We start from the raw sequence: 22880 nt of genomic DNA, 5'->3' as shown, positions 1-22880 counted from the left end.
CCGACGCTGCCGAGCATGGACGGCATGAAGCACATCCTCTTCGCCGACAAGACGATCCTGGTGGGGGACGAGGCGGCCGATGCGCTCGTCGAGTACGCCGTCGCCCTCGCCGCGAAGGGCGCGGCCGACACCGTCGAGTACACGGGGATCGGCGCCGACGGCGGGACGGTCGACGCCACCTTCCTCGTCAACGCCGCTGCCGCCCTCGTCATCGAGACCACGCCGAGCGACCTGCCCGAGCCCGACAACTCGGAGGAGGTGGCGCGGCTGCGCCGGCGGATCGACGCGCTCACCGGCGAGCATCCCGTGCAGCCCGGCGACGGCGAGCTGACCACCGGCGCCGACTACGAGGACTCCTACGAGCACTGAGGGGTTCCCCGCGGCGCGGACCCGGGTGCGGCCGGCGCCCGCTACCACTGCGAGGCTCCGCAGTGAACCCCCTGATCGGCTGAGGGGAGGCGGACGTACCGTGGCCCTGCGGGTCGCCGACGACACGATCACCGGTCGACCGCTACGGGCACGGCCGCGGGTCGGCCGGGGAGGACGGGCACGATGACCGGAGACCATCCCTTCTGGGTGCGCCTCGCGCGCAAAGAGCCGCAGTGCGCGATCGTGCGCGGGCGGGTCTTCGAGATCGGCGCTCCCGACGAGCGCGACGGCGCGTTCCTCCTCACCGTCTGGGAGAAGGGGCGAGCGGTCGGGCACGTCCTCAACGTCGATCCGCCCGCCTACAAGCCGTGCGGTACCGGACACCCGGTCGAGCCGCAGCGCGTCGACGGGGTCGAGGAGCTGCTCGAGCTCCTGGTGCCGCAGCGCACCCGGCTCGCTGCGCACGGCTGACGCGGTCCGCTCGACCGGGAGCGCCCGCGGGGCGTGACGCCCGGGACGGGGGAGTCGTGCGGCCGGGCGGCGGCTGGCATCCTGACCTCGGTGCGACGAGCGCGCCCGCGAGGGGGAGCCCGATGAGCGCCACCGAGGACGTCGACGACGGGACCGCCGAGTTCGGGTACCGCCCCTCCCTCACCCGCGGGATCGGCCGCTTCGGCAGTTTCGCCGCGGGCGTGAGCTACATCTCGATCCTGACGGGCACGTTCCAGCTCTTCTCCTTCGGCTTCGCGCTCGGCGGTCCCGCCTACTGGTGGTCCTGGCCGATCGTGTTCGCCGGCCAGCTCATGGTGGCTCTGTGCTTCGCCGAGCTCGCCGCCCGCTACCCGGTCGCCGGCTCCGTCTACAACTGGAGCAAGCGCCTGGCGGGGCCTGCGGTGAGCTGGCTCGCGGGCTGGCTGATGGCCACCGCCTCCGTGGTGACGCTCGCGGCCGTCGTGCTGGCGTACCAGGCGACGCTCCCGCAGATCTGGAGCGGGTTCCAGCTCAGCGGCTCCTCGGGGGTGAGCGCGGTGATCTGGGGCGCCCTGCTGATCGCGTTCACCACTGCGGTCAACGCGCGCGGCGTGCGGCTGATGGCCCGGATCAACAGCATCGGCGTGCTGATCGAGCTGATCGCGGCGGTGCTGCTGGTGGCGGTGCTCGCAGTGAACGTGGTGCATCCGCCGACCGTGCTGCTCGACACCAGCGGCTACGGCGGGAGCACCCCGGGCGGGTACGCCGGCGCGTTCCTCATCGCCGCGATCGCGTCGGCGTACGTGATGTACGGATTCGACACCGCGGGCTCGCTCGGCGAGGAGACGGTCGACCCGCGCCGGACCGCGCCGACGGCGATCCTGCGGGCGGTGACCGCCTCCTTCGTCCTCGGGGGCCTCATCCTGCTGCTGGGGATCCTCTCGGCGCCCGACCTCGCCGACCCGGCGCTCGGGCAGGCGTCGGGCGGGCTGCAGCGGATCGTGCTGCAGGTGCTCGGCGGCCCCCTCGGAACGGTCTTCCTGCTCTGCGTGGTCGTCGCGATCACGGTGTGCGCGCTGGCGGTGCACACGGCGGGCATCCGTCTGATCTTCGCGATGGCGCGCGACAACGCCCTGCCCGGCAGCCGCGTGCTCGCCCGCGTCGACCCGCGGCGGGGGACACCGGTGGCGCCGGCGCTCGTCGTCGGGGCGCTCGCGGTGCTGATCCTGGTGGTCAACATCGGCACTCCGGCGATCTTCACGGCCGTGACGAGTGTGGCGGTCATCCTCATCTACCTGGCCTACCTGCTGGTGACGGTGCCGCTGCTGATCGCGCGGCTCCGCGGCCGGTGGCCCGCAGCCGCGCCCGGGCGCTTCTCACTCGGCCGTGCGGGCCTGCCGGTGAACGTCGTCGCGGTGCTCTGGGGCGCGGCCATGACGGTGGACCTCGCGTGGCCGCGCGTCGAGGTCTACGGGGCGGAGCTGCGCTGGAGCGCGGTCGTGGTGATCGCCGCGGTCGTCGGCGTCGGCCTGGCCTGGTTCCTCCTCCGCGGCCGGCACCGGCTGGGCACCCTGCCCGCGCACGCGCTGCCGACCCCGCGCGGAGACGACTCGGCTGGAGACGTCCGCCGCTGAGACGCCCGGGAAGGCTGGTTCTCGAGGCGGGAGACGAGCCTTCCCGGGCGGGTCAGTGGCGACGACGCCAGGTCTGCGCTCCCCAGAAGAGAAGGAACGCGGCGACCGGGAAGAGCACCAGCGTCGGAAGCTGGAGCCCGACCAGCACGGCGATCACGAGGAAGCAGGCGCCGACGGCGAGCGCGGTCAGCAGGTCCTTCGTGGTGGCGGTCACGACGGCTCCTCTCAGCAGTCGACTTCGTACGTGAACCAGAGTGCCGGACCGGTTCCGTAGGGGATGTTGATCTGGCTGCAGCGGCCGTTGCTCGCGGCGTCCTTGAAGGGCTGGATCTTGGTCCGCAGGACCAGCGCGGCGCCGAGGCCGCACGCGACAGCTCCCGGAGCGGAGCCGATCAGGCCGCAGAGGGTCGCGGCGGCGCTGCTCGCGTCGCCGGAGTCGGCGATCGCCCGCGTCTCGGCGCGGTCGAAGCGGACGCCCGTCCCTCCCGGCCAGAGGACCGGCTGGGGGTCGGCGACGACAGGGAAGACGATGCCGGCCGAGGAGAGGTCGACGTGCTGCAGGAGCGTCGTCCCGCTCACCGAGTAGGAGGTGGGGACTGCCGCTCCCGTTGCGTCGACCGCCCAGGGCGGCGCGAACCGGTAGTGCGGTTGCCCCGCCGGATCGAGGACGACCGCTCCACCGTCGTCGGTCAGGGACAGCGACGATCCCGTGCCGATGCTCACCGCGTAGGGGTACTCCTCGGGCGCGGTCCGGTCGCGCAGCACGGTGTGGATGCGCACGGTGCTGCCTGCCACCACGGGCACGGTCGTCGAGCCGTCGCCGTTGTCGTAGACGCGGACTCCAGGGTGCTCGGTCGACCCCGCGACGGCTCCGTCTCCGGCGGGCAGCCGGATGGACAGTGTGGGCGCGTCCTCCGCCGTGATGGTGAGGGGCTCCCTGCTGGTCGACGGGAGGTCGACGGTCGCTGCGTCGCCGAGAGTGCCGGCAGTGGGCGGAGTGGTCGCGGCGTCGACAGCGCTGACCGCGGCTTCTGCAGTGCTGGTCGCGCCGTCGTGAGCGCTGACCGCGGCGTCGGGGAGCGCCGACGGCGCCGCGTGCGCCGGGGCGACGCTTGCAGCGACCAGAGCGCACGCCAGGAGCGCCGCGAGTCCGCCGCGGGCGGCGGTCTCTCGATGGTCTCTGTTCATGTTCTCTCCTCCTCGTGGTCCGGGTACCGCCGGGACGCGGTGCCCGCGTCTCGGAAAGGAGGCACGCCGGGATCGCGGCCGACGCGTGAGCGCGGTCGGTCCCGGCGTGTCCCCGGTGCGCAGTCCCGATCCGCTCGTTCCTGCGCTTTCGATACTCGACCATACGAGTATGGGTCTTGACCAGTCCGCAAAAGGGGGAGCATGCCCGCGCGCGGGGACGACCCGCGCACGAGGACGGACCGGGAGGGTTCTGCCCTCGTGCTCCCGCCGCCGGGCTCGAGCGGACCCTCGGGCGACTCGGCGACGGCGGGAGGGGAGGAGGATGGAGGAGCGGGTGCTCAGCCGGGCGCCACGGGGAGGAGCGCGCGTGCGGGACCGCCTGGCGACTCCCTCCCTGCTCGCGCACGCCGTGCTCATCCAGGCCGTCGCGTTCCTGCTGCGGCCCGCCGCCGTCTACCAGGCGATCCACCTCGACGTGCCGTCCTGGGCGCTCGGTGCCCTCGGCGCCTCCTTCGCGCTGGTGCCGCTGCTGATCGCGCTGCCGACGGGCGGGCTGGTCGACCGGGTCGGCGCCCGGGCCGTGATGGCGGTCGGCTCCCTCGTCGCGGTGGGAGCGGCCGCGGTGCTGCTCCTGGCGGGCGGGAGCGTCGCGGGGCTGCTGGTCGGCATCGCCCTGCTCGGCGCGGGGCATCTGGGCTGCGTGGTCGGGCAGCAGACCGTCGTCGCGGGCGGCACCGGAGGCACGCGGCTCGACAGCCGCTTCGGCTACTACACGTTCGCCGCGTCGCTCGGGCAGGCGATCGGGCCCGCGTTCATCCCTGTGCTCGCGGGCGGCTCGGTGCGGCCCGACCCAGCACCGCTGTTCCTCGTGGGCGGGATCCTCGCGGTGCTGCTGCTCGTCTCGACGGCGGGGATCCGCAGCCCGTCCCCGCGCGGACCCGCGGCGGAGGAGGAGACGGCTCCGGGGTCGACGCTCGGGCTCCTCCGGGTGCCGGGCCTCGCGCGCGCCCTGCTGACCAGCGCGACCGTCGTCGCCGCCGTCGACCTGACCGTCGTGTACCTCCCCGCCCTCGGCGCCGAGCGCGGACTCCCGGCGGGCGTCGTCGGGGCCCTGCTCACCGTGCGCGCGCTCGCGTCGATGGCCTCGCGCCTCCTCCTCGGCGCGGCCACCGCCCGGCTCGGGCGCACCCGGGTGATGGTGGGCGGCATCCTGATCTCGGCGCTCTGCCTGGTGCTGGTGGCCCTGCCCGCGCCGACCGTGCTCCTCTTCGTCGCGGTCGCCGCCCTCGGCCTGGGCCTCGGGATCGGCCAGCCCATCACGATGTCCTGGCTGATCGAGCGCACCCCCGCCGACCGCCACGGCCGCGCCCTCGCGCTGCGCCTGGCCGGGAACCGCCTCGGGCTGATCGCCCTGCCCAGCCTCCTCGGCGTCCTCGCGGCGGCGGCCGGAGCGGGCGGCGTCCTCATCGGGACCGGCGCCGCGGTCGGCGCGACCCTCCTCCTCCTGCGCGGGGTGCGCCTGGACTGAGGTGCCCGAGAACGCTGCGGATCGGCCGCGCCAGCCGCATTCCCGGGCACCTCGGCCGGGACGCGGGAGGGTCAGTTGCCCGGCTCCTCCACGCGGACGTCCTCGGCGGCCTTGTCGGCGCGCCAGCCGCGCCAGACCGGCTGGCGCAGGGTGCCGGAGGCGGTCCGCTCGCGGTAGCGGACCTCGCCGACCAGGACGGGCGACACCCAGTGCACGCCGCGCGACTCGAGCGGAGGGACGGAGACGGCGGGCTCGTCGGTGGCGTGCTCGGCCAGGCGGACGACCAGTCCGCGGCGCTCGCGATCACTGAAGCCGGTGCCGACGCGGCCGGAGTAGGCGAGCCCGTCCTCGCCGGGGATCGCGGTCAGCAGCGCCCCGACCGAGCCCTGCAGACCGCCCTCGCCCTCGCGCCAGCCCACGATCACGACCTCCTGCAGCCGGTGGTGGGTCAGCTTGATCCAGTCGCGCGAGCGGCTGCCCTCCTGGTAGCGCGAGTCGCGGCGCTTGGCGACCACGCCCTCGAGCCCGAGGGTGCGGCTGGTGGCCATCGCCTCCTCCAGGTCGCCGTCGAACACGGACGGGACGTGCACGCGCTCGTTCTCGGCGACGAGCTCGACCAGTGCTGCACGACGGGTGTCGTAATCGCTCCCGGTCAGGTCCTCGCCTGCGCGCTCGAGCAGGTCGAAGACCATCAGGTGCACCGGAGTGGACCGGGCGGCCACCTCGATCTCGCGCGGCTTCGTCAGCCCGCCGCGGGTCTGCAGGGCACCGAAGTCGGGGCGCCCGCGAGCGTCGAGAGCGACGATCTCGCCGTCGAGCACGGCGTCGGCGGCGGCCTCGGCGAGCGGGGCGAGCAGGTCGGGGAACGCGGCGGTCAGGTCGTTGCCGTTGCGGCTCGTGAGGGTCGCGGTGCCGCCCTGCACCCGCACGAGCGCGCGGTAGCCGTCCCACTTCATCTCGATCGCGGCCCAGGGGTCCACCTCCCCGCGGCGTCCGGCCGTGGCGAGCATGGGGCGGTGGCGGCGCGGAGCGGAGTCCTCGGCCGGGCGGTCGGCGGAGGGTGCGGGGCGGGGAGCGGGCGACGCGGCGGATGCGGCCGCCCGGCCCCGTCGCTGCGTCCCGTGGCTGTGAGCGGGCCCCGGCGCCATGAGGTGCAGGAGCCAGTTCTTCTCGGCGCCTGCGTGCGCTCCCGTGTGCAGCAGGGCGTAGCGGCGGGGCTCGCCGCCGAGCCCGCCGTCGGGGCGGCCGGTCAGTACCGCGATCACCTCCTTCCCCTCGCGCCACTTCTCGAGGGCGTAGGTCCCCTCGTCCCAGATGCGCACCTCGCCGCCGCCGTACTCGCCGGCCGGGATCGTGCCCTCGAAGGTCGCGTACTCGAGCGGGTGGTCCTCGGTCTGCACCGCGAGCCGGTTCGGGTCGCCCTCCAGCGGCGGGCCCTTCGGCACCGCCCAGCTGACCAGGACGCCGTCGTGCTCGAGCCGGAAGTCGTAGTGCAGACGCCGCGCGTGGTGCTCCTGGATGACGAAGGAGTCGCCCGAGGAGGAGCCCGCGGACCCCGCCTCGGGCACCGGCTCCGGGGTCTTCGACGCGTCGCGCATGCTGCGATAGGTCGCCAGGCGGTCGGAGGAGGCGTCCGTCGCGGCGAAGCCCGCCATCCGCTCCGGGGTCGGCTCGAGACCGGCGCCGCGGGCGGCGAGCAGCGGGCGGAGGAGGTCGCCGTCGCTCCGCAGCCGCTCCACCACCTCGTCGGGCGACAGGTGGCGCAGGCCCTCGTCGCCCAGCTCCTCCCAGGTGCGGGGCGCGGCGACGGCGGGCCGGAGGCGCCCGCGGAGGGAGTAGGGGGCGATGGTCGTCTTCGCCGCGCTGTTCTGGCTCCAGTCGACGAGGACCTTGCCCTCGCGCAGGGTCTTCTTCATGTCCGAGACGACGAGGTCGCGGTGGTCCGACTCGAGCGCGCGCGCCAGCTCGTGCGCGACCGCCGAGATCTGGTCGCTGGAGGCGGAGGCGTCCAGCGGGCAGTAGAGGTGGATCCCCTTGCTCCCGCTGGTCACCGGCAGCGGAGCCAGGCCCATCCCCTCCAGCAGGTCGCGGGCGAGGAACGCGACCTCGGCGCACTCGGCCAGGCCCGCCCCCTCGCCCGGGTCGAGGTCGAGCACGAGGCGGTCGGGCGGACGGCGCTCGCCGTCGGATCCCACCCGCCACTGCGGGACGTGCAGCTCGAGCGCCGCCTGCTGCGCCAGCCAGGTGAGCCCGGCGACGTCGTCGACCAGCGGGTACTCGACGTCGCGCGACGAGTGCGCGAGCCGGGTCCGGCTCAGCCAATAGGGGGCGGAGGAGGGGAGGTTCTTCTCGAAGAAGACCTCGCCCGGATGCTCGGCGGTGCCCACTCCGTCGACCCAGCGCTTCCGGGTGACCGGGCGGCGCGCGAGATGCGGCAGCATCGCGGAGGCGACGGAGGCGTAGTAGGAGAGCACGTCGGCCTTGGTGAAGCCGGTCTCCGGGTAGACGACCTTGTCGAGGTTCGTCAGCCGGAGCCTCCGCCCGCCGACCGAGACGATCTGCTGCGAGGCGGCCATCCCTCCATGGTGGAGGCAGGCGCTCGCCGAGGGAACCCCGGACCGTCGAGGGAACCCGCAGGAGCGGGCTCCCTCGACGACTCGGGGTTCCCTCGGCGGCGGGGAGTAGCGTCGACGGACCACGTCCGAAGGAGCCCTCCGTGCCCGACACGATCGCCGACATCCCCCTCACCACGATCGACGGCACCACGTCGACCCTCGCCGACTACCCGCCCGTGCGGCTGATCGTCAACGTCGCCTCCCGCTGCGGCCTCGCCCCGCAGTACGAGAAGCTCGAGGCCCTGCAGAAGAGCTACGGGCAGCGCGGATTCACGGTCCTCGGCTTCCCGAGCAACCAGTTCCTCCAGGAGCTGAGCGACGAGGACAAGATCAAGGCGTACTGCTCGACGACCTGGGGGGTCACCTTCCCGATGTTCGAGAAGGTGCGCGTCAACGGCCGCTCGGCGCACCCGCTCTACGCGGAGCTCACCAAGGCGGAGGACGAGAACGGCAAGGCCGGACGCGTGAAGTGGAACTTCGAGAAGTTCCTGATCACGGCCGACGGCACGGTGCACCGGTTCCGCCCGACGGTCGAGCCCGACGACCCGCGGATCGTCGGTCTGATCGAGGCGTCGCTCCCCGCCTGATCCCGCTCAGCGGCGGGCGCGGGGTCGGAGCGCCGCCCGTCGCGGCTCAGCGGTCGCGGAGGCCCAGGGCCGAGCGGGCGTCCGCGGGCTCGACGCCCTCGGGGCAGACGATGTCCGAGACGTCGAACGGTGTCGCGCGCGAGAACGGGATCATCTCGATCCCGTCGACGTGGCGCAGCAGCACGAGGCCGCCCTCGCCCTCGCGCAGGCTCCGGCGCACCTGGCGCAGGAAGATGCCGGCCATGTCGAGCTCGACGACGAAGGAGCGGCCGCTCACGTCGATCCGGCAGCCGATGACCGGCTGGGAGCCGACGGAGACGGAGTCCGGCACGCGGCGCGGCTCGATCGGCTGCTCCTTGCGGAGCGTCCGCACCGGGGTGAGGGTGGGCAGGCCGGTCGCTCGCGCGGTGTCCGTCATGGTCGTCTCCGTCCGTCGACGTCCGCCGATGGTTCCGGGGACGTCTTCTCGACGGTACTTCGCGTCCCCCGCAGAGGGGACGGGGTTGACGGCCGCGCGATCAGGGGGCAGCAGGGCTCAGGAGCCCTGGCGCTGTTCCTCGGGCTCCGGCAGGACCGAGAGCTCGCCGTGCATGCTGGCGACGCTGAGCATCTGCTCGATCCACGCGCGGTTGAGCTTGGGCTGGTGCGCCTCGGTGAAGCGGAAGTGCAGCGGCACCGACGGGTGCAGCCAGACGGAGCTCCGGCCGTGTCCGGTGGAGGCGTCCTCCATCCAGGAGAGCGAGAAGGCTTCGTTGCGGCGCAGCTTCGAGAGGACGGCGACCTTCAGGTGCGCGAGGACGCGCTCCTCGAATTCGATCTCGAGGTTCTGCGGTCCGTAGATGAGCGTGGCCACGGGCCCCCTTCGTTCATCGGGCCGGCCCTGGCGGACGGCTCCTCGGGGGACGGTATCCGCTCGGACCCCGGTGCGGGGAATCGGGCGGGAGACACGCCGGACCCCCATTGACAGTCCCGCGGACGGGACGTAGCACTGCCGGGCGTGCTGGGCGCCACGATAGCCGACGCGTGACGGCGGAGTCGATGCTCCGTCGCGGATCTCCGGTCGGGCGGGGCCGGCCCGGGAGCGGGCGCGGGCACCTCGTGTCGGCTGCCGGCCGCGTCGCTCCGGATCCTCGTCACGGCCCGGTCGGCGCGTCCCACCCCTCCTGCGGGGTCGCGCAGGTGCCGCGGAACACGTATTGCGACGGGAGCTTCCGCTGGTGCGAGGACCAGTCGATCGCCGGCCGCCGCTGCTCCGGAGGCAGGTAGCCGAGCCGGTACACCGCCATCAGCTCCAGCTCGTCGGGCACGGCGAGGAGGGACTCGATCCGCGCCCACGCTCCCGGCACCTCCATCGGGAACGACACGAACTGGATCCCCATCCCCAGCTCGACCGTGCTCAGCCAGACGTTCTCCATCGCGGCGCCCATGCTGAACACTGAGTAGAAGGAGGAGAGCTCGCCCGGCCGGTACTCGGAGCGGTCGAGCATCACCCCGAGCAGCAGCGGCGATCCCGCGACGAGCCGGCGGTTCTCCTCGCCGAGGGTCTGCGGGACGCGGAGGGAGTTCATCAGGAACTGGCCGCGCTTCGTGAAGACCTGCTTCGTGAAGGGGCGGAGCGGAGCCGGCAGCTTGTCGAACAGCATCCCGTCGCGCCGCTGCTCCATCTCCTCGCTGCTGAAGCGGAAGTAGGGCTTGTATCGCTCGAAGAACGTGCCGTTCGACATCGCGGTGGTCATGCTCTCGCCGCTGATCGCGGCGATCCGGTCGATCGTCTCGCGCTCCTCGACGAGCACGAACCGCCACGGCTGGCTGTTGAGCTGCGACGGCGCCCGGCCGGCCACCTCCATCAGGAGCCGCTGGTGCTCCTCGGAGACGGGATCGGGCAGGAACGCGCCGTTGGTGGTCTTCCGGCGCCGGACGACATCGAGGAACTCCATGCCTCGATCCTGCCCCGATCGATCGCGCAGAGGGGAGTGCGGCGGCGGCCCGGGGTGCGCGCGCTACCATCGAGGGTCCTGTGCAGGCTCGAGGGAAGCGGTGGAACGGTGAAGACGAGGGTCATCTTCTACCTTCTCGGAGGTGTGTTCGTGCTCGGTGCGGGCATCAACTCGGTCGTGGGCAGCGGCTTCTCGGTGCCGAACCTGCTGACGATGCTCTGCGGCGCGCTCATCCTCGCGATCGCCGGCTGGCAGGCGCTGCGCTCCTACCGCTCCGACCCCGACCGCGACGTCGAGCCCCCGCGCTAGCGGCGGGTCCGGTCCGGCACCCCGCGCCAGCGCGGAGGCGGTCCGGCGCAACCTCGGCTGAGAAGGGGGTCCGTTCCTCGACGGAGGAGGGGGACCGGTGTCAGCCGACGTTGCGCTGCGGCCGCAGTCCGTCAGCGCCCGAACGACCCGGACCCGAGCAGTCGGCGGACGTCCTGCCGCCGCGCCGGCCGCCGCGTCCGGCCGAGCGCGACGAGCACGAACGGAGCTACCGCCAGCGCGATCGCTGGGTGCCGGCGTCCGTGCGTCCCCGCGAAGGGGATCGCCGCGAGCGGGACGGCGGCGGGAGCCAGCGCGGCCGCGGCGCGGGGGTCCGACCGCCGCAGCGTCGCCCAGGCCAGAGCGGTGAGCGTCGACGTGCAGATGTAGAGCGCGTGGTGGATCCAGTGCCAGCGGCCCGTGCGCAGAGCGCCGGTGGCGACGGCGGTGCCGAGGGCGCAGTTGGCGGAGTAGCCGACCGCGGCGGCGCGCAGCCAGAGCGGACCGGAAGCGCCCGCCCTCCGCCGCGTCCTCACACCTCGCCCCGCGCGAGCAGCAGCCGGTAGGGCGCCGCGCGCTCGACCCGCCACCCCTCGGGCGCCACCGCCCGCAGCTCGGCGGCGGTGAAGCTGCGCCGCACCGACAGCGACCCGTCGTAGTGGAGGAACGAGCCCGCCGCGATCGGGCGCGTCGCCAGCAGGTAGGCCGTGTAGGCCAGCCGGGAGCGCTCGATGTCGTTGTGGAGGGCGCGCGGAGCCAGGCGCTCGCTGTCGGCGAGCAGACCCGCGAGCGACTCCGGCGTCAGGTGGTGCAGCACGTGGTTGGAGGTCACCAGGTCGAAGTGCTCGCCCTCGGCGACCAGGTCGGCGCTGCTCGCGCGGCGGAACTCGACTCCGGGCGGCGCGGGCGTCGACGTGGCGAAGGCGGAGGCGCGCTCGTCCGGATCGACGGCGGTGATCGCCAGGCGGAGACCGTCCTCGCGGGCCCAGCCGGCGAGGGAGCGGGCGACGTCGCCGCCTCCGGAGCCGATGTCGAGCAGGCGGAACGGCTCGTCGGGCCGCAGCAGCGGGCGCAGGCGCGAGCGGTAGAGGCCGCGCCACCCCGAGACCAGCCGGTTCACCGTGCCGAAGCGGGCGTAGGTGGCGTCGAGCAGGGTCCGGTCGCAGTCCGGGTCGTCCATCAGCTCCTGCTCGGAGACCTCGCGGTGGCGAAGGTCCGGCGCGAGAGGGGCTCGCGGAGTCACTCCCCGCCCCGCTTGGTGAGCAGCGCGAGCTCGACGGTGAGGCCGGGACCGAACGCCATCGCGCCGATCCGCTCGCCGTCGGCCGCCTCGCCGTGGAGCAGGCGCCGCAGGATGAAGAGGACGGTCGCGCTCGACATGTTGCCGTTGGTCCGCAGCACCTCGCGCGACGGGGCCAGCTGCTCGTCGCTGAGGGCGAGCGAGGCCTGCACCTTGTCGAGGATGCTGCGGCCGCCGGGGTGGATCGCCCAGCGCTGCACGTCGCTCCGCTCGACCTCTGCGCCGGCCAGCAGCGGGGCGACGGCCGCCTCGATGTTCGCTCCGATGATCGAGGGCACGTAGGTGCTCAGCCGCATCGAGAAGCCGTGGTCGCCGATCGTCCACGCCATCTCGGTCTCGCCCTCGTCGGTGAGCGTCGTGGCGAGCGCGTCGAGCTCGAGCACCGGGGTGCCGGGCGCGGCCTCGCGGGCGGTGACGACGGCCGCCGCTCCGCCGTCGGCGAAGACGGAGGTCGCGACGATCTGCTCCGGGTCGTTGGAGCTCGTGAGGTGGATGGTGCACAGCTCGACCGCGACGACGAGGACGACCGCCTCCGGGTCGGCCTCGCAGAACTGGCGGGCGGCGCGCAGGCCGGGGAAGGCGCCGTAGCAGCCCATGAAGCCGAGGTGGAAGCGCTGCGTCGAGGGCGCGAGGCCGAGGCGGCGGACCAGCTGGTAGTCGGGCCCCGGAGCGTAGAAGCCGGTGCAGGAGACGGTCACCACGTGCGTGACGTCCTCGGCGGTCATCGACGCGGACGCGAGGGCGCGGCGGGCGGCCTCCGTGAAGAGCTCGGGAGCGCGCTCGGTGTAGACGGCGTTGCGGGCCGCCGTCCCCGGGTCGAGCACCAGGCCGCTCTCGGCGTCGTAGAAGACGCTCGCGCCCTCCCGCTCGACGCGGTCGAGCTCGTCGACCACTGTGCTGCGGGTGTCGATCCCGGACGCGTCGAAGGCCGCGCCGATCAGGCGGGACCCCAGACGGGTCATCGCGGGCTGGGACGCGAAGAGGTCGCGCACCTCGGACTGGCGCAGGACCGTGGTCGGCACCGCCGTCTCGATGCTGCGGATGTGGACGCTCACCCGCAGGAACCTATCGCGGAATCCTGCGGGTGAGCGGTGCCCTGGAGCGTGATCAGAGGATCGGCTTCCCGCCGGTGACGGCGATCGTCGACCCGCTGATGTAGCTCGCCTCGTCGGAGGCGAGGAGGACGTAGGCGGGGGCCGCCTCGGCCGGCTGCCCGGGGCGGCCCAGCGGGACCTGCTCGCCGAACTCGGCGACGGCCTCCTCCGGCATGGTCGAGGGGATCAGCGGGGTCCAGATCGGGCCGGGCGCGACGGAGTTCGCACGGATGCCCTTCTCGCCGAGCGCCTGCGCGAACGAGGCGGTGAGGCTGAGGATCGCCGACTTCGTGGCGGCGTAGGGCAGCAGCTGGTACGACGGCTGGTCGGACTGCACCGAGCTCGTCGCGATGATCGACGCTCCCTCCTCCAGGTGGGGGAGCGCCGACTTCACGAGGTGGAAGTAGGCGCTGATGTTCGTCGCGATCGTGCGGTCCCACTCCTCGTCCGGGATGTCGGTGACGCTCTCGCGGCTCATCTGGAAGGCGGCGTTGCTGACGAGCACCTCGAGGTGGCCGAAGCGCTCGACGGTCTCTGTGACGACGGCGCGGCAGTGCGCCGGGTCCTGCAGGTCGCCGGGGAGGAGCAGCGCCTCGCGGCCGGCCTCCCGGACCCACTTCGCGGTGTCCTCGGCGTCGTCGTGCTCGTCGAGGTACGAGATCGCGACGTCGGCGCCCTCGCGCGCGAACGCGATCGCGACGGCCTTGCCGATGCCGCTGTCGCCGCCGGTGATGAGGGCGACCTTGCCGCTGAGGCGGCCGGTGCCGCGGTAGCTGGTCTCGCCGTGGTCGGCCTTCGGCGTCAGCTCGGCCTCGGTGCCGGGCGGTGTCTGCTCAGGGGATTCCGGAGTCATGACTCTCCCTCTCGTGTCGTCGGTCGGTGCCCCCATGCAAGCGGGTGGGAGTGAGGGGGCGCAGGGGGTTGACGACCCGACCGCCCCGTCCTGTCGTCAAGCCCGCGACACCGAGGGCTCCCTGGGTCTTGACTGAGCGTGTCGCCCTTCTTCGGGGCGCTCGGCCAGGAGGTTCGACATGAGCACGACAGACAGGGATCCGGCTGACGGCGGATTGCCGCGACGGGCAGAGGGCTCGGCGGCGGGCGGCACGGCGCGCATCGACTCGGCGGGGGACACGGGAGCGGCTGCGGCGACGGACCGCTCCGCGACTCCGGACCGCTCCGCGACTCCGGACCGCTCCGCGACTCCGGACCGCTCCGACTCCGCGGACCGCTCCGCCTCCGCGGACCGCTCCGCCTCCGCCCACTCGGCGCCCGAGCACCGCGCCGCGCCCGTCGACCCCGACTCTGCCGAGGCGAAGCAGGCCCGTGCGGCCGCGCGCAAGGACATCCACCAGCGCGAGCGCGACCGCTTCGGCGGCTTCAAGATCGGCTGCGCCTTCTTCGGCTGGCTCGCCGCCACCGGGCTCGCCGTCCTCCTGACCGCTCTCGTCACCGCGATCGGGGCCGCCGTCATCGGGACCCAAGACGTCACCGGCGACCTCGCGGCCGACCCGGCCGCGTTCGGCTGGGCGGGCGCGATCGCGCTGCTGGTCATCCTCCTCGTCGCCTACTACTGCGGCGGCTACGTGGCCGGCCGCATGGCCCGCTTCAGCGGAGCGAAGCAGGGCGTCGGAGTGTGGGCCTGGGCGGTCGTCGTCGCGATCGTCGTGGGCATCGTCTCGGCGATCACCGGCGGCAGCCAGGCGCTCTCCGCGGTCAGCGGCTTCCCGACGATCCCGCTGGACGCGGGCGACGCCACGGCCGCGGCGATCGTGACGGCGCTCGCCGCACTGGTCGTCGCGCTGGTCGGCGCCGTGCTCGGCGGTCTCGCCGGCATGCGCTTCCACCGCCGCGTCGACCGCGAGGGCCTCTCCGGCCTCTCCGTCTGACGCTCCCGTCCGTCCCCTCTCCGCGAGATGCCACTTGGGTACGCGCCGCACGGCGTGTCGCGTACCCAAGTGGCATCTCGCGGAGGGGAAGTAGGGTGCTCCGCGTGACAGGGGAGCGAGGGGCGGCGCTGGCGAGCGAGCTGCGGGAGTGGGATGCGGGTGCGCTCGCCGGACTGCGGGACGAGTACCTGGCGTTCCTCGAGCAGCGCGGCGAGTCGGCGCTCGAGCGCGACGGCGGCCCCGAGCACATCACCGCGAGCTGCTTCGTGCTCTCGCCGGATCTCGCGGAGGTGCTCCTCTGCTTCCACCGCAAGGGCCGGTTCTGGGTGCAGCTCGGCGGGCACATCGAGGCCGGCGACGACTCCGTGGCCGCCGCTGCCCTCCGCGAGGCGCGGGAGGAGAGCGGGGTGGCGCGCCTGCAGCCGCTCGGCGTGCTGCCGCTCGACCTCGACCGGCACGCGCTCGGCGACGGCTTCGGCCGCTGCTCCCGGCACTGGGACGTGGGCTTCGGCGCGATCGCCGATCCGGACGCTCCCGTGACGGTCAGCGACGAGAGCGACGACGTGGCCTGGTGGCCGGTCGACTCGCTGCCCGCCGAGGTGCCGCCAGGGTTCGGCGAGCGGCTGGCCGGGGCGCTCGCCGCGGCGCGTCTACTCGGTGGTGCGGGGCCGCTCGGCGGCTGACCGAGGCCCGCCTCCACTTGCTCCACGTCCCGCCAGCGCGTCTCCGACGAGTCCTCCCCCTGACTCCGGCGGGGTGCGGCACGATGGGGCGATGAGCAGCACCGCTGACCCCGTCGTCGTGCTCGCCGGTGCGAGCGGGTTCCTCGGGACCGAGCTCGCCCGCCGCTTCACCGCCGACGGCTGGACGGTGCGGCGGATCGGCCGCTCGGGGCCGGACGCGCGCTGGGGCGACATCGCCGGGATCACGCGGACGCTCGACGGCGCCCGCCTCCTGGTGAACCTCGCCGGCAAGAGCGTCGACTGCCGGTACACCGCGGCGAACCGCGGCGAGATCCTCCGCTCCCGGGTGGCGACCACCGCGGAGCTGCACCGCGCGGTCGGGGCGGCCGCGACTCCTCCGCCGGTCTGGATGAACGCGAGCACGGCCACGATCTACCGGCACGAAGAGGAGCGGGCGAACACCGAGGACGAGGGCGTGCTCGGCGAGGGGTTCTCGGTCGACGTGGCGCGGGCGTGGGAGTCGGAGTTCTTCGCGGGAGAGACGCCCGGGGTGCGGCGAGTCGCGCTGCGGATGTCCATCGTGCTCGGAGACGGTCCGGCGACGGCGATCCTGCTGCGGTTGGCGCGACTCGGCCTGGGGGGTCCGCAGTTCGACGGGCCGTGGCCCTCGACGCGCGCCCGCCGGGACGCCGGCGTGCACCACGAGCACCGGCGCACCCGCGGTCGGCAGCGCTTCAGCTGGATCCACGTGGAGGACGTGTACCAGTCGATCCGCTTCCTCGAGGAGTCGTCCCTCGACGGACCGGTGAACCTCGCGTCGCCGAACCCGAGCGACAACACCGAGCTCTCGCGGCTGCTCCGCGCGGCCGTCGGCCGTCGGATCGGGATACCGGCCCCGCGCTTCGTCCTCGAGCCCGCGACCCTCCTGCTCCGCACCGAGCCCGAGCTCCTGCTCAAGTCCCGCTGGGTCGTGCCCGGCCGCCTCGAGGACGCCGGCTTCGCCTTCGCGCACCCCGACCTCGCCGAGGCCCTCCGCAGCCTGGCCTGACCCGGCCCGCCGCGGCGACCGACCTCCGCCGCGAGCCTGCGTCGCGGAGGCCTGGGTCCGAGCGCGGATCCGCCCCGCCACCCGGCCACCCTCGAGGCGCCGGCTGGAACGCGTGCCGAGCGTTTCGGATGCGCCGAACGCACCCCGCTCTGCAGAACCCGGCCACCCTCCTCGCCGACTGCGCCACGCCGCGCGGGGAGCGGCGTGATCGAGATCACGTCGGAGGTCGCGCTACTGCGCGACCTTCGCCGCGATGTCGCTCCGATACAGCCCGCCGTCGAGGTGGATCAGGTCGAGCGCGCGGTACGCCCGCTCCCGCGCCTCGGCGAAGTCGGCGCCGCGCGCGACGACGTTGAGCACGCGGCCGCCGGTGGCGACGAAGCGCCCGTCGACCAGCTGGGTCGCCGCGTGGGCGATGGTGACGCCGGGGACGGCCGCCGCCGCCTCGAGCCCAGTGATGGTCCGACCGGTGACGGCGTTCTCGGGGTAGCCCTCGCTCGCGAGGACGACGGTGACGGCGACCTCGTCCGTGAACGCGGGCCACGGGACGGAGGCGAGCGCACCGGTGGCCGCCGCGTGCAGCAGCGCGGACAGCGGGGAGGCGAGGCGGGGGAGGACGACCTGGGTCTCGGGGTCTCCGAAGCGGGCGTTGAACTCGATCACGCGCAGGCCCGCGTCGGTCACGATGAGGCCGCAGTAGAGGAGTCCGACGAAGGGGGTGCGCTCGCGCTCGAGCTGGCGGATGGTCGGGATGGCGACCGTGTCGATCACCTCGTCGACGAACGCGCGCTCGCTCTCCCAGCGGTCGGCGAGCCAGGGCAGCGGGGAGTAGGCGCCCATGCCGCCCGTGTTCGGTCCTTCGTCGCCGTCGCTCAGGCGCTTGAAGTCCTGCGCGGGGGAGAGGGGGACGACGTCGTGGCCGTCGGAGAGGAGGAAGAGGGAGACCTCCTGGCCGGCGAGGAACTCCTCGATGAGGACGTCGCCGGACTGCAGCCAGAACTCGGCGTGCGCGATCGCGGCGCTGCGCGACTCCGTCACCAGGACGCCCTTGCCCGCGGCGAGGCCGTCGGCCTTGACGACCGAGGGGAGTCCGTAGTCGTCGATGGCGCGGGTGGCGTCGACCAGGGTGGAGACGCGGGTCGCGCGGCCGGTGGGCACGCGGGCCATGTCCATCACACGCTTCGCGAAGGTCTTCGAGCCCTCGAGCGCCGCCGCGGCCTTGTCCGGGCCGAAGGTGGGGATGCGGCGCTTGCGGAGCGCGTCGGCGACTCCCGCGACCAGGGGCGCCTCGGGGCCGATGACGACGAGCTCGATGCCCTGCTCCACCGCGAAGCCGCTGACCAGCCGGGGGCTGTTCGTGTCGAAGTGGATGACCTCGACGTCGCGCGCGATCCCGGCGTTGCCGGGCGCCGCGATGATCTCGTGGTGCTCCTCCTCCGCGAGGAGAGCCGTGATGATGGCGTGCTCACGGGCACCCGAACCGAGGACGAGGATCTTCACCCTGACAGGATAGGGCGCCCCGCCCCGGGCCAGGTCCCTGTGACGTCCTCCTCCGCGGGGCGGCGCTGCGGACGCCGACACGCCGGGCGGGGCCCCGCGGGAGGCGTCCGGGAGCGGGCGGCGGCGGCAGGATGGGTGAATGGCCAAGGGCAGGATCGACGAGGCGAGCGGGCAGTCCGCGGTGCGGGCGGCGCTCGCCGGTGGAGCGGACCGGAACACGACGGCGACGGCGGTGCGGTTCCTCCTGCAGATCATCGAGACGAACGTCCCCGGTCGCAGCGTCGAGGTGCGCGTTCCGCCTTTCGGCGCGGCCCAGTGCGTCGAGGGTCCGGGCCACACCCGCGGCACTCCGCCGAACGTGATCGAGATGGACGCGGCGACCTGGCTGCCGCTCGCGACCGGCTCCCTGCCGTGGAGCGAGGGCCTCGCGAGCGGGCGGATCCACGCCTCGGGAGTACGCGCGGACCTCACGCCGTTCCTCCCCGTCCTGCGCGTGGGCTGAGCGTCGGCGAGTTAACTTCTCGTAAACGCGGCGGCGAGCCGTCGTCGGAACGTTTGACCTGGGGTCCGCCGTCGGGTTGTCTGGGAATAACCCCCTCACGCGGCACGAATCCTCTCCGGATCCACCGCTCGATGCTTGGAGTCCCCTTCACGATGCGCAGTACCTCCCCGGGCCGACGCGGCCTCACCCGACTCCTCTCCGCGACCGCCGTCGGCGCCGTCGCCGGAGCGGCCCTCCTCGGCGCCACCCCCGCCGCGGCGGCCGAGGGCGATGTCGCCATCGACATCCTCTCGATCAACGACTTCCACGGGCGGCTCGCCGCCGACCGCGCCGTCGCCGGAGCCGCTGTGCTCGCCGGCGCCGTCGACTCCTACCGCGCCGCCAACCCGAACACGCTGTTCGTCTCGGCCGGCGACAACATCGGCGCCTCGACCTTCGTGTCGAAGGTGCAGGGCGACATCCCCACGCTCGACTCGCTCAACGCGATGGGCCTCGACGTCAGCACGCTGGGCAACCACGAGTTCGACCAGGGCCGCGCCGACGTGGACGGCCGCGTCGTGGACGCCTCGGCGTTCCCCTACGTGAACGCGAACCTCTACGACAGCGCGACCGGCGAGCGCGCCTACTCCCCCTACGTGATCACCGAGCAGGACGGCGTCTCCGTCGCCTTCATCGGTGCGATCACCGAGGACCTCGGCAAGCTCGTCAGCCCCGCCACGATCTCGACGCTCTCCATCGAGCCGATCGCCGAGAACGTCAACGAGGTCGCCGCGCAGCTCCAGGACGGCGACGCCGCCAACGACGAGGCCGACGTGGTCGTCCTGCTCCTGCACGAGGGAGCCGACGCCGACGCGGCCGAGCTGAACACCCCGGAGGCGGACCCCAAGTTCGGCGCGATCGTCAACGCCGTCGCCCCGAACGTCGACGCGATCGTCTCGGGCCACAGCCACCAGGAGTACAACGCGGGCATCGACGCCGGCCGGGCCTTCCCGACCGTCGTGTCGCAGACCGGCAGCTACGCCGAGAACATCGGCCGCATGTCCCTGACCGTCGACCCGGCGACCAAGCAGCTCACCTCGCTCACCAGCGAGGTCGTGCCGCTCACGAAGGTCGTCGACGACCCGGCCTCCGACGACCCGGCCAAGACGATCGTCGTCGGCGCCTTCGAGCCCGACACCGAGGTCGAGAGCATCGTCGCCGACGCCCAGGCCGTCGCCGTCCGCGAGGGCAGCGTGAAGGTCGGCACCATCACCGAGGACATCTCGCGCGCCTACCGCCCGGACGGCACCACGACCAACCGCGGCTCGGAGTCGACCCTCGGCAACCTCGTCTCGGACGCCCAGCTCTGGGCCACCCGTGAGCTCGGCACGCAGATCGCCTTCTCGAACGCGGGCGGCCTGCGCGACGACCTCTCCTACACCGCGACTCCGGACCAGCCCGGCGACGCGGACGGCGTGGTCACCTACGCCGAGGCCTCCGACGCCCAGCCCTTCGCGAACACCCTGGTGACCCTGCAGCTCACCGGCGAGCAGATCTCCGACCTGCTCGAGGAGCAGTGGGTGGGCAGCTCCAGCCACCCGCAGCTGAACCTCTCCACCTCGAAGGACCTCACCTACGTCTTCGACGCCACGGCCCCCGAGGGCTCGCGCATCTCGCAGGTGTTCTTCCAGAACGAGCCGATCGACCCGGCCGCGACCTACACCGTCGTGACCAGCAGCTTCCTCGCGAGCGGCGGCGACGGCTTCAGCACCTTCACCGAGGGCACCGGCACGGCCGACTCCGGCCGCATCGACCTGGACGCCTTTGTCGGCTACATCCAGGACCTCGGCACCGTCAGCCCCGACCCCGTGCAGCGCACGATCGGCCTGACCGACAACGTCCCGGACTCGGGCGAGTACGCGGTCGGCGACACCATGACCGTCGACCTCTCCTCGCTCCTGTTCAGCACCGGAGCCGCGGCCGACACCACCGTGACCGCGAGCGTCGACGGCACCGTCGTCGGCACCGCGACGATCGACCCCACCCGGGCCGTCACCGACGACTCGACCGGTCGCGCCTCGTTCTCGGTCCCGATCGACGAGAGCCTGGCGGGCGGCGCGCACACCGCGACGTTCGCGCTCGACACCACCGGCACCGAGATCAGCGTCGGCTTCGCCGTCGCGGCCGGCGCCGGAGCGGGCACCCCGACTCCCGGACCGACCACGGAGCCGACGCCCGCGCCGACCACGCCGCCCACCACGGGCCCCGCACCGACGCCGACCACCGCTCCGGTCGCCGGCTCGCACCACCTCGCCGAGACCGGAGTGGACGCGACCCCCGCGTTCGTCGCCGGGATCGCCGCTCTGCTGCTCGGTCTGGGCATGACGGTCGCGCGCCTGCGCCGCCGCACAGCCGCGAAGTAGCCGCACCGCGCGCACGACGGGCCCTCGACTCCGGTCGGGGGCCCGTCGTCGTGTGCGGGGCGAGCCGATGGGGGCCCCTGGGAGCCGCGGCGGGGAGGCGTTCCACGAGGAGCGGCAGCAGCCCCCGGAGACGCGAGAACGCCGCCTCCCGGTCGGGAGACGGCGTCGGAACGCGATGAGGTGCTGTCGCGGAGCGGCGGGGCTCAGTGCTGCGCGGGGACCTGACGGTAGCCGTCGCGGCTGGCGACGAGCACCGTCGACACCGTGCCCCATGCGGCGAGGCCACTGAGGACGACGAGGATTGCGATGCTCATGAGTGTTCTGCCTTTCGTTGCGGCGGCTTCTGATCCATCCGCCGGGATGCTGTGTACAACGTCCAGTGTCCGGCCCCGTGTTCCGTAGGACAATCGAACTGTTCTTGCCCTGACGTGTAGTTTCTCTACATGGACGTGCGACGGCTGGAACTGCTCCGCGAGCTCTCGATGCGCCGCTCGATCACGGCCGTGGCGGAGGCGACGCACCGCACGCCCTCCGCGGTCTCGCAGCAGCTCAAGGTCCTCGAGCGCGAGGCCGGCGTGCCGCTGATCGAGCGCTCCGGCCGCGGCGTGGTGCTCACGGCGGCGGGACGCGAGCTCGCCCGGAGCGCCACCGAGATCGCGATCGCGCTCGAGCGGGCCGACGCCGTCTGGCAGACGTTCAAGAACAACCCGATCGGCGAGGTCACCATCGCGACCTTCCCCACCGCGGGGCAGATGCTCCTCCCGAACGCGCTGGTGGCGCTCCGGAGCGTCGAGGGGCTCGTCGTGCAATGCGAGGACGCGGACCCCGGCACCGACGAGTTCGCCGACCTGACCGCCGACTTCGACATCGTGCTCGCCCACTCGCCCACCGGCCGCAGCGCCTGGGCCGGCCGCGGCCTCGCGATGGCGGAGCTGATGATCGAGCCCCTCGACATCGGCCTGCCGGTCGGGCACCGCCTCGCGGACCGGGCGACGGTCTCGGCGGCGGACCTGGTCGGCGAGACCTGGATCGGCGTCCCGGACGGGTTCCCGTTCGAGCGCGTGATGCAGGACATCGAGACCGCGTCAGGCGAGGCGGTGCGGGTGGAGCAGCGCTTCGCGTCCACGCGCGTGACGGAGGCGTTCGTCGCGGCGGGCCTGGGGATCGCGGTGCTCCCGCGCTACACGGCGGGCGGTGCGGGAGTGGTGGTGAAGCCGCTCCGCGGAGTGAACTCCGTGCGGCACATCGTCGCGCTGATGCGGCCGGACCGGGCGGAGCGGCTCTCGGTCCGCACCGTCGTCCGCGAGCTGCGGGCGCAGGCGGGCCGGCTCGTGCACGCGCTCTGAGCGATCACGGTGCCGTGCCCTCGCCCGCGCGGGGGAGAATGGAGGCATGAGCGATCCCGCCCGCCCCGAGGTCACCCGCGAAGAGGTCGACGTCCGCCGCTCCCCGCGCGTCTGGCGCATCCTGACCCTCGGCGTCGGGCTCGGAGCGATCGCGGCCTTCGTGCTGACCTTCGCGCTGCCCGAGACGCAGGGCTTCTCCCGCGGCCAGGTCTTCGGCTTCAGCCTGCTGCTCTTCGTGACGCTGTTCGGCGCCCTCGCGGGGCTCGTCGTGGTGCTGCTCGACCGGGTCGTCGGCCGGAAGGTCGTCCGGAGGACCGCCGAGCGCATCGTCGCCCGGGAGGAGCCCGAGCCGGCCGCCGAGGCGCCGGTCGAGGAGGCTCGGGCGGCGTCCGCCGACGAGGACGATGCGCAGACGGGTTCCGACCGGGTCTAGCCGGGCGGCTCCGAGGCGTCGACGCCGGTCCGTGCCGAGGGTCCCGCCCGC

The 22880-nt window shown here is 73.5% G+C and carries 24 protein-coding genes; 13 read left to right on the top strand and 11 right to left on the bottom strand.

Going from position 1 to position 22880, the window contains the following annotated elements; translation table 11 throughout:
• Positions 1-24 precede the first annotated feature (24 nt).
• The 3 genes from C5D08_RS11075 (at position 25) to C5D08_RS11065 (ending at position 2474) form a co-directional block, all read left to right on the top strand.
• Positions 25-369: a hypothetical protein gene (locus C5D08_RS11075; protein WP_146086080.1), complete on the top strand. Its 345-nt coding sequence runs from the start codon at positions 25-27 to the stop codon at positions 367-369.
• 183 nt (positions 370-552) lie between these two features.
• Positions 553-840 carry a hypothetical protein gene (locus C5D08_RS17025; protein ID WP_104277072.1) on the top strand — a complete coding sequence of 96 codons (288 nt, stop codon included), beginning with the start codon at positions 553-555 and terminating at the stop codon, positions 838-840.
• 122 nt (positions 841-962) lie between these two features.
• Positions 963-2474, top strand: coding sequence for an APC family permease (locus C5D08_RS11065; RefSeq protein ID WP_104277071.1), 1512 nt, complete (start codon positions 963-965; stop codon positions 2472-2474).
• Positions 2475-2526: 52 nt separating this feature from the next.
• Here the strand turns inward: C5D08_RS11065 and C5D08_RS17020 are convergent, their stop codons facing one another.
• Both C5D08_RS17020 and C5D08_RS11060 read right to left on the bottom strand, forming a co-directional pair.
• Complete coding sequence (locus C5D08_RS17020; protein ID WP_159911972.1) at positions 2527-2688, bottom strand: hypothetical protein; 162 nt, start codon at positions 2686-2688, stop codon at positions 2527-2529.
• A gap of 11 nt (positions 2689-2699) precedes the next feature.
• Positions 2700-3662 carry a hypothetical protein gene (locus tag C5D08_RS11060; protein WP_104277070.1) on the bottom strand — a complete coding sequence of 321 codons (963 nt, stop codon included), beginning with the start codon at positions 3660-3662 and terminating at the stop codon, positions 2700-2702.
• 367 nt (positions 3663-4029) lie between these two features.
• On the opposite strand from C5D08_RS11060, the gene C5D08_RS11055 reads away from it, so the two are divergent.
• Complete coding sequence (locus C5D08_RS11055; RefSeq protein WP_258067385.1) at positions 4030-5190, top strand: MFS transporter; 1161 nt, start codon at positions 4030-4032, stop codon at positions 5188-5190.
• 71 nt (positions 5191-5261) lie between these two features.
• On the opposite strand, the gene C5D08_RS11050 is transcribed toward C5D08_RS11055, so the two are convergent.
• Positions 5262-7766, bottom strand: coding sequence for an ATP-dependent DNA ligase (locus C5D08_RS11050; protein WP_104277068.1), 2505 nt, complete (start codon positions 7764-7766; stop codon positions 5262-5264).
• Between the two features lie 140 nt (positions 7767-7906).
• Here C5D08_RS11050 and C5D08_RS11045 point away from each other — a divergent pair, with 140 nt between their 5' ends.
• Positions 7907-8392 (top strand): glutathione peroxidase, encoded by a 486-nt coding sequence (locus tag C5D08_RS11045; protein ID WP_258067384.1) that lies wholly within the window; start codon positions 7907-7909, stop codon positions 8390-8392.
• 46 nt (positions 8393-8438) lie between these two features.
• Here the strand turns inward: C5D08_RS11045 and C5D08_RS11040 are convergent, their stop codons facing one another.
• The 3 genes from C5D08_RS11040 to C5D08_RS11030 all read right to left on the bottom strand — a co-directional run bounded on the left by C5D08_RS11040 (position 8439) and on the right by C5D08_RS11030 (position 10329).
• The gene (locus C5D08_RS11040) at positions 8439-8810 is read right to left on the bottom strand and encodes a hypothetical protein (RefSeq protein ID WP_104223778.1); all 372 of its coding nucleotides are present in this window, start codon (positions 8808-8810) and stop codon (positions 8439-8441) included.
• Positions 8811-8927: 117 nt separating this feature from the next.
• Positions 8928-9245 (bottom strand): hypothetical protein, encoded by a 318-nt coding sequence (locus C5D08_RS11035; RefSeq protein ID WP_244229547.1) that lies wholly within the window; start codon positions 9243-9245, stop codon positions 8928-8930.
• Between the two features lie 280 nt (positions 9246-9525).
• Positions 9526-10329 (bottom strand): nitroreductase family protein, encoded by an 804-nt coding sequence (locus C5D08_RS11030; protein WP_104277067.1) that lies wholly within the window; start codon positions 10327-10329, stop codon positions 9526-9528.
• Positions 10330-10437: 108 nt separating this feature from the next.
• Here C5D08_RS11030 and C5D08_RS11025 point away from each other — a divergent pair, with 108 nt between their 5' ends.
• A complete protein-coding gene (locus C5D08_RS11025; protein ID WP_104223776.1) occupies positions 10438-10638 on the top strand; it encodes a hypothetical protein in 201 nt (66 codons plus the stop codon).
• 131 nt (positions 10639-10769) lie between these two features.
• Here the strand turns inward: C5D08_RS11025 and C5D08_RS11020 are convergent, their stop codons facing one another.
• Genes C5D08_RS11020 through C5D08_RS11005 form a run of 4 tightly spaced genes read right to left on the bottom strand, consistent with a single transcriptional unit; the run spans position 10770 to position 13882 of the window.
• Entirely contained in the window at positions 10770-11171 is a 402-nt protein-coding gene (locus C5D08_RS11020; RefSeq protein WP_181110109.1) for a hypothetical protein, read from the bottom strand.
• Positions 11168-11878 (bottom strand): class I SAM-dependent methyltransferase, encoded by a 711-nt coding sequence (locus C5D08_RS11015; protein WP_258067383.1) that lies wholly within the window; start codon positions 11876-11878, stop codon positions 11168-11170. The genes C5D08_RS11020 and C5D08_RS11015 overlap by 4 nt, the downstream gene beginning before the upstream one ends.
• The gene (locus C5D08_RS11010) at positions 11875-12990 is read right to left on the bottom strand and encodes a type III polyketide synthase (RefSeq protein ID WP_104277066.1); all 1116 of its coding nucleotides are present in this window, start codon (positions 12988-12990) and stop codon (positions 11875-11877) included. Before C5D08_RS11010 ends, C5D08_RS11015 begins: the two co-directional genes overlap by 4 nt.
• A 52-nt stretch (positions 12991-13042) precedes the next feature.
• Positions 13043-13882 (bottom strand): SDR family oxidoreductase, encoded by an 840-nt coding sequence (locus C5D08_RS11005; RefSeq protein ID WP_104277065.1) that lies wholly within the window; start codon positions 13880-13882, stop codon positions 13043-13045.
• A 178-nt stretch (positions 13883-14060) separates the two neighbouring features.
• Between C5D08_RS11005 and C5D08_RS11000 the strand changes: the two genes are divergently transcribed.
• The 3 genes from C5D08_RS11000 (at position 14061) to C5D08_RS10990 (ending at position 16646) form a co-directional block, all read left to right on the top strand.
• A complete protein-coding gene (locus C5D08_RS11000) occupies positions 14061-14915 on the top strand; it encodes a hypothetical protein (RefSeq protein WP_258067382.1) in 855 nt (284 codons plus the stop codon).
• 104 nt (positions 14916-15019) lie between these two features.
• Positions 15020-15598 carry an NUDIX hydrolase gene (locus C5D08_RS10995; RefSeq protein ID WP_258067381.1) on the top strand — a complete coding sequence of 193 codons (579 nt, stop codon included), beginning with the start codon at positions 15020-15022 and terminating at the stop codon, positions 15596-15598.
• Between the two features lie 91 nt (positions 15599-15689).
• Positions 15690-16646 carry an epimerase gene (locus C5D08_RS10990; RefSeq protein ID WP_104277064.1) on the top strand — a complete coding sequence of 319 codons (957 nt, stop codon included), beginning with the start codon at positions 15690-15692 and terminating at the stop codon, positions 16644-16646.
• 231 nt (positions 16647-16877) lie between these two features.
• Here the strand turns inward: C5D08_RS10990 and purD are convergent, their stop codons facing one another.
• Positions 16878-18146 (bottom strand): phosphoribosylamine--glycine ligase, encoded by a 1269-nt coding sequence (purD, locus tag C5D08_RS10985; RefSeq protein WP_104277063.1) that lies wholly within the window; start codon positions 18144-18146, stop codon positions 16878-16880.
• 139 nt (positions 18147-18285) lie between these two features.
• Here purD and C5D08_RS10980 point away from each other — a divergent pair, with 139 nt between their 5' ends.
• From C5D08_RS10980 to C5D08_RS10965, 4 genes are all read left to right on the top strand, one after another.
• Positions 18286-18648: a sterol carrier family protein gene (locus C5D08_RS10980; RefSeq protein ID WP_104277062.1), complete on the top strand. Its 363-nt coding sequence runs from the start codon at positions 18286-18288 to the stop codon at positions 18646-18648.
• Between the two features lie 152 nt (positions 18649-18800).
• Positions 18801-21050 carry a bifunctional UDP-sugar hydrolase/5'-nucleotidase gene (locus tag C5D08_RS10975; protein WP_104277061.1) on the top strand — a complete coding sequence of 750 codons (2250 nt, stop codon included), beginning with the start codon at positions 18801-18803 and terminating at the stop codon, positions 21048-21050.
• 443 nt (positions 21051-21493) lie between these two features.
• A complete protein-coding gene (locus C5D08_RS10970) occupies positions 21494-22396 on the top strand; it encodes a LysR family transcriptional regulator (RefSeq protein WP_104277060.1) in 903 nt (300 codons plus the stop codon).
• A 46-nt stretch (positions 22397-22442) separates the two neighbouring features.
• A complete protein-coding gene (locus tag C5D08_RS10965) occupies positions 22443-22829 on the top strand; it encodes a hypothetical protein (protein WP_104277059.1) in 387 nt (128 codons plus the stop codon).
• The last annotated feature ends 51 nt before the right edge of the window (positions 22830-22880 follow it).

It is taken from the genome of Rathayibacter sp. AY1B6 (assembly GCF_002932755.1).
Classification (GTDB): Bacteria; Actinomycetota; Actinomycetes; order Actinomycetales; family Microbacteriaceae; genus Rathayibacter.
Note: the sequence above shows the minus strand (reverse complement) of the source record. Positions and strands in the feature narration are given on the sequence as shown.